Raw genomic sequence first — 6,980 nt, 5'->3', positions numbered from 1 at the left:
GGCAGCTGCGGCGCGACCTCCGGCGCGTACGGCGACGACTGCGTCACCCCGTACAGCGCGCGGATGAGCGGCCTGCCGCAGCTTCCGGTCGACCCCGCGTCGCTGCGCACCGGCGCCCTGCCGGTCGCGATGGGCGCCACGCCCGCCCTGCCGAAGCTCGGCCAGGGCATGAACCCGCAGTCCGCCGGGACGTCGAACCCGCTGGACGGCGGCCTGAGCGTCCCGGTCGTGGGCAACCCGCCGAAGCAGCTCCCGCCGATCGGTCTCGCCGCGGCCGAGTCCTCGACGAGTGCGCGGAACGGCGCGCTGATGGCGCTGGCGCTGGGCGGCATGTTCGCCGCCTCGGCCGGCACGATCTCGGTGGCCCGCCGCCTGGGCCGCCGGTCCGGCCGCTGACGAACAAGGCCGCGGGGCCCGTCCCCGCAGCGTGAGCAGCACCGCTTTGCCTGTCCCGGAGCCACGGCCCGGGGCAGGCAAAGCCCTATTAAAGGGAGGGGGCGCTCCGACGGCCCCGGGTCACGTCAGCGGAACATTGATGTAGCGTCGAAGGAGACAAGGGGTGGCCGCCGATCAGAGGGTACGCTTCGCGCGGATGACCTTTCGGCGTAGCTGGATTCGGCGTCTGCCGTCCGGGTAGACACGGACGCGGACGAGTTCCCACCCACCGTGTTCGGCATGCTCGACCAGGATCTGCCTGGCGGCGTCACGTGTCGTACCGCGCGGCAGACGCAGTACTAGGTAGGAGTACTCAAGCATTGCCCTTATTCTGCTCCGTCTAGGGTCCTAACGGGGGGCGAGGACCCTCTTCCGCGGAACCGGTCTACTGTTTCTCACCGTTGACCGCGGAACGGCACCCGAGCGACTCCCGCCCGAGTCGAGACTTGCGAGGTTCAGGCATCGTGCCCGACAGTAACGGCACAAAGCAGCCAGGCGGCACCCGGCTGGTGATCGTCGAGTCACCCGCGAAGGCCAAGACCATCGCGGGCTATCTCGGCAACGGGTACGTCGTGGAGTCCAGTATCGGCCATATCCGCGATCTCCCCGAGAGAGCCGCTGATATCCCGTCGAAACTCAAGGGCGAGGCGTGGGCACGACTCGGGGTCAACGTCGATCATGACTTCGAGCCGCTTTATGTTGTCAACGCGGACAAGAAGCAGCAGGTAGCCAAGCTCAAGAAACTACTTCAAGAGGCCGACGAACTCCTCCTCGCCACCGATGAGGACCGCGAGGGTGAAGCGATCGCGTGGCACCTGCAAGAGGTGCTCAAACCCAAGGTGCCGGTGCACCGAATGGTGTTCCACGAGATCACTCCCGACGCCATCCGCGACGCCGCGCGCACCCCGCGTGAGCTGAACATCAAGCTCGTCGACGCGCAGGAGACCCGCCGGATCCTCGACCGGCTGTACGGCTACGAGATCAGCCCGGTGCTCTGGAAGAAGGTCATGCCGAAGCTGTCGGCGGGCCGCGTGCAGAGCGTCGCCACCCGGTTGGTCGTCGAGCGCGAACGCGAGCGGATCGCGTTCGTCCCGGCGAGCTACTGGGACCTGGCCGCGACCTTCGCGACGGGAAAGCCGGAGGAGCCGTCCAGCTTCGAGGCCACGCTCGTGGCACTCGACGGCAAGCGCGTCGCCCAGGGCCGCGACTTCACCGCCCGGGGCCAGATCAAGTCCGACGAGATCCTCCACCTCGACGAGGAGAACGCCCGGGGCCTGGCCGCACGCCTGCGGGACCGGCCGTACGCGGTCAAGTCCGTCGAGCGCAAGCCGTACCGGCGCAGCCCGTACGCCCCGTTCCGTACGACGACGCTGCAGCAGGAGGCCAGCCGCAAGCTGGGCTTCTCGGCCAAGTACACGATGCAGGTCGCCCAGAAGCTGTACGAGAACGGCTTCATCACCTATATGCGTACCGACAGCATTCAGCTGTCCGAGACCGCGATCAACGCCGCCCGTGCGCAGGCGCAGACCCTGTACGGCGCCGACTACATCCCGGACAAGCCGCGCGTCTACCGCAGCAAGGTCAAGAACGCCCAGGAGGCGCACGAGGCGATCCGCCCGTCCGGCGACACGTTCCGTACGCCGGGCGAGACCAGGCTGTCCGGCGACCAGTTCCGGCTGTACGAGCTGATCTGGAAGCGCACGGTCGCCAGTCAGATGAAGGACGCGACCGGCCAGTCGGTGTCGGTCCGCGTCACGGGTGACTCCACCGCGGGGGAGACCGCCGAGTTCGGCGCCTCCGGAAAGATCATCACCTTCTACGGCTTCCTCAAGGCCTACGTCGAGGGCGCCGACGACCCGGCGTCGGACCTGGACGACCAGGAGCGCCGGCTGCCCACTCTGGAGGAGGCCGACCCGCTCACCGCGAGCGAGCTGACCGCCGAGGGCCACTCCACCCGGCCGCCCGCCCGCTACACCGAGGCGAGCCTGGTCAAGGAGCTGGAAGACCGGGAGATCGGGCGCCCGTCGACGTACGCCAGCATCATCGGCACGATCCTCGACCGCGGCTACGTGTTCAAGAAGGGCACCGCTCTGGTGCCGTCCTTCCTGGCCTTCGCCGTGGTGAACCTCCTGGAGAAGCACTTCGGCCACCTGGTCGACTACGACTTCACCGCGCAGATGGAGGACGTCCTCGACAAGATCGCTCAGGGCGAGGCCGAGCGGGTCCGCTGGCTGCAGGCCTTCTACCACGGCAACGGGGGCGAGGGGCTCAAGCAGCTGGTCTCCGACCTGGGGGAGATCGACGCCAAGGAGGTCAGCTCCTTCCCGATCACCGACACCGACATCATGATCCGGGTCGGGCGCTACGGGCCGTACCTCGACCGCGACGGCCAGCGGGTGAACGTCCCGGAGGACATCGCGCCGGACGAGCTGACCGCCGAGAAGGCCGAGGAGCTGTTCGCGCAGCCGAGCGGCGACCGCGAACTCGGCGTCGACCCCGGCACCGGGCACGTCATCGTCGCCAAGACCGGCCGGTTCGGGCCGTACGTCACCGAGGTCCTGCCCGAAGACGCACCTGGGCCGGGGGCGGGGGGCCGAGGGAAGAACACGTCGGCCAAGCCCCGCACCGCCTCGCTGCTGCGGTCGATGTCGCTGGACACGGTCACGCTCGAGGATGGGCTGCAGCTGCTGTCGCTGCCCCGCCTGCTGGGCGAGCTCGACGGCGAGGCCGTCACGGCGCAGAACGGACGGTTCGGCCCGTACCTGAAGAAGGGCTCGGACAGCCGCTCGTTGCAGTCGGAGGAGCAGCTCTTCACGGTCACCCTGGAGGAGGCCAAGGAGATCTTCGCGCAGCCGAAGCAACGCGGGCGTGGGCGGGCCGCCGCCGCACCGCCGCTGCGTGAGCTGGGTGAGGACACCGGCACCGGCCGTCAGATCGTGGTCAAGGAGGGGCGTTTCGGCCCTTATGTGACTGACGGGGAGACGAACGCCAGCCTTCGTAAAGGTGACGAGGTCGAGTCGATAACCGTGCAGCGGGCACTGGAGTTGCTCGCGGAGCGTCGCGAGAAGGTCGCCGCAGGTGGCGGTAAGAAGACGAGCAGAAGGCGTCCCGCCAAGTCCCGCTCCTGAAAGGTCCCTGTGTCGATACTCTGACACAATGACCAGAACGGGCAGCCCCGCCGGTGTGCTTTCGATCAAGCCGTTCCGGCGGCTGTGGATCGCCCTGTCATTGTCGAGTTTCGGCGACTGGCTGAGCATTCTCGCGCTCACGGCGCTGGCCGGCTCGCTGACCAAGGGGGCGGCGGAGAATTACGCCATCGGCGGTGTGCTCGTCGTCAAGCTGCTGCCCGCGCTGATCTTCGGCCCGCTCGCGGGTGCGGTCGCGGATCGGTTCGACCGCCGCATCACGATGGTGGTCGCGGACATCCTGAGGTTCGGGCTCTTCCTGTCCATCCCGATCGTCGGGCGCCTCGACTGGCTTTACATCGCGACGTTCCTGATCGAGGTCGTGACGCTGTTCTGGATCCCGGCCAAGGAGGCCTCGATCCCGAACATCGTCCCCAAGGAGCGGCTCGAGCGCGCCAACCAGATCAGCCTCGTCTCGACCTATGGCTCCGCGCCGGTCGCGGCGGCGATGTTCTCGGTGCTGGCGCTGATCTCCAGAGCGCTGTTCGAACACCCGCAGCAGCAGGCCAACCTGGCGCTGTACATCAACGCCGTCACGTTCCTGGTGTCCGCGGTGACGATCTTCTCGCTCCGGGAGATCCCCAAGCGGCGCGGCCAGGTGTCGGTGCCCTCGATCCTCAAACAGATCATGGCGGGCTGGAAGTTCGTCGGCTCCACGGCGCTGGTCCGCGGCCTGACCATCGGCATCCTCGGCGCCTTCGCCGCCGGCGGCGCGGTGATCGGCATCGCCAAGGTCTATGTCAAGGCGCTCGGCGGCGGCGACGCGGCGTACGGCGTGGTCTTCGGAATGGTCTTCGTCGGGATGGCCATCGGCATGTTCCTGGCGCCGCGCATCCTGCAGGAGTTCAGCCGGCGGCGGCTCTTCGGACTGGCGATCATCGGCGCGGGCATCGCCCTGGTGCTGATCGCCCTCATCCCGAACCTGGTGATCGTCGCGCTGCTGACCGCGGTGTGCGGCGCGGGTGCGGGCATCGCCTGGGTGGTCGGTTACACGCTGATCGGCCTGGAGGTCGAGGACAGCGTCCGCGGCCGTACGTGGGCGTTCCTGCAGTCGCTCGTACGGGTGGTGCTGCTCTTGGTGGTCGCCGCGGTGCCCTTCATCGCGGGCGCGGTCGGCAACCACCGGTTCACCCTGCCAGGCAAGAACATCTACCGCTTCGACGGGCCCAACGTCGTGCTGGTGATCGCCGCTGTGATCGCGGTCATCGTCGGCCTGATCGCGTACCGGCAGATGGACGACCGCCGAGGCGTCCCGCTGGTCCGCGACCTCATGGCGGCGCTGCGCGGTGAGCACTACGCGCCGGAGGAGCCCGGCCGCGAACACGGTGTGTTCATCGCCTTCGAGGGCGGTGAGGGCGCCGGCAAGACCACACAGGCGCGGCTGCTGTCGATCTGGCTGCGCGACCAGGGCTTCGACGTGGTCATGACGCGAGAGCCCGGCTCGACGAAGATGGGCATGCGGCTGCGCGCCCTACTGCTCGACAAGGAGAGCTCGGGGCTGTCGTCGCGCGCCGAGACGCTCCTGTACGCCGCGGACCGCGCGCAGCACGTCGCCGAGGTCATCCAGCCGGCGCTGCGGCGCGGCGCGATCGTGGTCACCGACCGCTACGTCGACTCCTCCCTCGCCTACCAGGGCGCCGGCCGGGAGCTGAAGGTCGGCGAGATCACCGAGATCAACCGCTGGGCCACGAGCGGGCTCGTACCCGACCTGACGATCGTGCTGGACGTCCCGTCCGACGTCGGCCTGACCCGCTTCGCCTCACCGGCCGACCGGATCGAGTCCGAACCGCGCGAGTTCCACGAGCGCGTACGCCGCGGCTTCCGCGCACTCGCCGACGCCGAGCCGCATCGCTACCTGGTGATCGACGGCACGCGCCCGCAGGCGGAGATCTCCCGGCAGATCCACGACCGGGTCCGCGCGATCCTGCCCGACCCGGTCCCGGCCAGCACCGAGGACGAGACCAGCACGATGCCCGCCATCAAGGACTGACGCACCCGCCCGTACGGGGCCCGTGGACCGCCCTCCCGGGCGGACGACTAGTGCTTTGTCAGGTCGGTAAGGCGAGGGGTTGTCGGCAGGTGGGGCAGTGGCCGCCGCACCGCGTGCGCTCGGGAATCATCAGTCCGAAGCGACGTCGGTGACCGCGTGCACGCTCACCCCGATCTGATAGTTGCCCAACGTGCCCGAATACTGCCGGTCCACCTCGGGTGAGGACGTCCCGTACTTGGGAAACCCGGTGTCATCGATCACCCACGCCACCGGCGCGACCGCATCATGGATCCGGGCCGCACCCCAGCGAGATCTCAGGTCGATGGTTTATGAATTGCTGCAACCGCTGATGATCCACCGGTGGCGCGCTGATCCGACCTCGGCAAAGACGTGAACACCCCAGCGGTGAACTCCTCCAACCGCGATCGCACCGCGGCAGACCTCACATCGCAACCAAGATCACAGACGTGGCCAAGCACTACTGGGACCCGTCCCGAAGTCGCCTGGCCGTGGGTTGTCCACAGCCCGTCCCGGGGTCTTTCTTTGGCGTGTGGGGTGCCTTGACAATGGAAGTGGGGTCGGTGCCCCCTGGGAGGGCGGGGCGTGTTCTCGGGCGGGGCGTGTTCTCGGGCGGGGCGTGTTCCGGTTCTGGTCGGTGGGACTTCGGGGCAGGCTCTAGCATCGACGCGTGACCGTCTATGACGACCTGGTGGGCCAGGGGCCCGTCATCGAGCAGTTGGAGGCCGCGGCGCGCGCGGGTGCCGACGCGCTTGCCGGGGTGGGCGGTGGGGGGATGACCCACGCGTGGCTGTTCACCGGGCCGCCGGGTTCGGGGCGGTCGGTCGCGGCGCGGGCGTTCGCCGCCGCGTTGTTGTGCCCCGACCTGGGCTGTGGTCACTGCGCCTCCTGTCACCAGGTGCTGTCGGGCACCCATGCCGACGTCGAGGTCGTACGCCCCGCCGGGCTGTCGTACGGCGTGCGTGAGACCCGTGAGCTGGTGCTGCGCGCGGCGTCCTCGCCGACCGGCGGCCGGTGGCGCGTCGTGCTGTTCGAAGACGCCGACCGGTCCACCGAGCAGGCCGCCAACGCCCTGCTCAAGGCGATCGAGGAGCCGCCCGCCCGTACGGTGTGGCTGCTGTGCGCGCCCTCGCCGGACGACCTCGTGGTCACGATCCGGTCCCGCTGCCGTCTCGTGACGCTCCGCACGCCGCCCGCCGACGCGGTCGCCGACGTGCTCGTACTCCGGGACGGCATCGATCCCGACGTCGCGGCGGAGGCGTCACGGGCCGCGCAGGGGCACATCGGGCGGGCCCGGCGGCTCGCCACCGACGAGGAGGCCCGGCGGCGCCGGGCCGAGGTCCTCGCCGTGC

At 69.2% G+C, this 6,980-nt stretch carries 5 protein-coding genes and 1 pseudogene; 4 read left to right on the top strand and 2 right to left on the bottom strand.

Annotated elements, in window-relative coordinates:
* Positions 1-396: hypothetical protein (locus ACFFNX_RS37185; protein WP_378210728.1), on the top strand; the 396-nt coding region annotated here is incomplete at its 5' end.
* Positions 397-570: 174 nt separating this feature from the next.
* On the opposite strand, the gene ACFFNX_RS37180 is transcribed toward ACFFNX_RS37185, so the two are convergent.
* Positions 571-756, bottom strand: a complete 186-nt coding sequence (locus ACFFNX_RS37180) for a DUF5703 family protein (RefSeq protein WP_285578209.1) — start codon at positions 754-756, stop codon at positions 571-573.
* Positions 757-899: 143 nt separating this feature from the next.
* On the opposite strand from ACFFNX_RS37180, the gene topA reads away from it, so the two are divergent.
* On the top strand, positions 900-3,563 hold the full coding sequence (topA, locus tag ACFFNX_RS37175) for a type I DNA topoisomerase (RefSeq protein WP_378210727.1): 2,664 nt from the start codon (positions 900-902) through the stop codon (positions 3,561-3,563).
* A 28-nt stretch (positions 3,564-3,591) separates the two neighbouring features.
* The gene (gene tmk, locus ACFFNX_RS37170; protein WP_378210726.1) at positions 3,592-5,610 is read left to right on the top strand and encodes a dTMP kinase; all 2,019 of its coding nucleotides are present in this window, start codon (positions 3,592-3,594) and stop codon (positions 5,608-5,610) included.
* 135 nt (positions 5,611-5,745) lie between these two features.
* On the opposite strand, the pseudogene ACFFNX_RS52440 reads toward tmk, so the two are convergent.
* A pseudogene (locus ACFFNX_RS52440) lies at positions 5,746-6,056 on the bottom strand (transposase); the annotation flags it as partial.
* A gap of 242 nt (positions 6,057-6,298) precedes the next feature.
* On the opposite strand from ACFFNX_RS52440, the gene ACFFNX_RS37160 reads away from it, so the two are divergent.
* Positions 6,299-6,980, top strand: a 682-nt coding sequence (locus ACFFNX_RS37160; RefSeq protein WP_378210725.1) for a DNA polymerase III subunit delta', incomplete at its 3' end; no start/stop codon positions are given.

It is taken from the genome of Actinoallomurus acaciae (assembly GCF_042429965.1).
GTDB classification, from domain to species: domain Bacteria; phylum Actinomycetota; class Actinomycetes; order Streptosporangiales; family Streptosporangiaceae; genus Actinoallomurus; species Actinoallomurus acaciae.
This window is presented reverse-complemented; position numbering and strand designations above follow the sequence as displayed.